The sequence below is a fragment of the Enterobacter sp. EC_50 genome (assembly GCF_019584525.1).
GTDB lineage: Bacteria > Pseudomonadota > Gammaproteobacteria > Enterobacterales > Enterobacteriaceae > Enterobacter > Enterobacter roggenkampii.
Genome location: NZ_VDAF01000111.1, coordinates 1 through 239, shown reverse-complemented (window position 1 = coordinate 239; position 239 = coordinate 1). Strand labels below are relative to the sequence as shown.

The window sequence follows — 239 nt, the reverse complement described above, 5'->3', positions numbered from 1 at the left end:
CTTCGGCGTTGTAAGGTTAAGCCTCACGGTTCATTAGTATCGGTTAGCTCAACGCATCGCTGCGCTTACACACCCGACCTATCAACGTCGTCGTCTTCAACGTTCCTTCAGGACTCTCAAGGAGTCAGGGAGAACTCATCTCGGGGCAAGTTTCGTGCTTAGATGCTTTCAGCACTTATCTTTTCCGCATTTAGCTACCGGGCAGTGCCATTGGCATGACAACCCGAACACCAGTGATG

At 51.0% G+C, this 239-nt stretch carries 1 rRNA gene; it reads right to left on the bottom strand.

Going from position 1 to position 239, the window contains the following annotated elements:
• Positions 1-12 precede the first annotated feature (12 nt).
• Positions 13-239: ribosomal RNA gene (locus FHC48_RS23245) — 23S ribosomal RNA — on the bottom strand; the annotation flags it as partial.